General features: G+C 60.4%; 1 protein-coding gene. It reads right to left on the minus strand.

Features of this window, described 5'->3' with window-relative positions; translation table 11 throughout:
- Nucleotides 1–492: sulfatase-like hydrolase/transferase (locus tag AC1DY5_RS58340; protein ID WP_478123140.1), on the minus strand; the 492-nt coding region annotated here is incomplete at its 3' end.
- Nucleotides 493–502 lie beyond the last annotated feature (10 nt).

Raw genomic sequence — 502 nt, forward strand, 5'->3', positions numbered from 1 at the left:
GGCAAATACCTCCTGGGAGCGTTCGAGGAACTCCCGATCTTGCTCCTCGATGTCTGCCCAATTCTTCACACCAGGGTTCCGCTCGGGGAGACTGGTGTTTTCCGGCACCACGCCCAGGGAACGCTGTCGGGCCAGGCGCTCTTCGCGGATTGCGTCCCAGCCTTTGGCGTAGCGCTTGTGATACTTGTCGATGAATTCGGCCGGAACATGATGCGGGAAGTGGCATGCACCTAACGCGAGGTACATGAAGTAGGGGCGCGTCGCGTTCGCCACCCGGAGATCGCGGATCATCGCGATGGACTGATCCACCAGGTCGTTGGTGAGGTGATAGTCAAGCCGCGGTGTCAAATCCACGGGATGGTTGTCGCGGAAAAGCTCTGGATTCCACTGGTCCGTCATCGCGCCCTGGAAGCCATACCAATGGTCAAAGCCGCGGCCCAGCGGCCATTGTGTGAACGGCCCGGCAGCGCTGATTTCCTTCATGGGCGTCAGGTGCCACTTG

Source organism: Variovorax sp. P4_D9 (assembly GCF_056401695.1).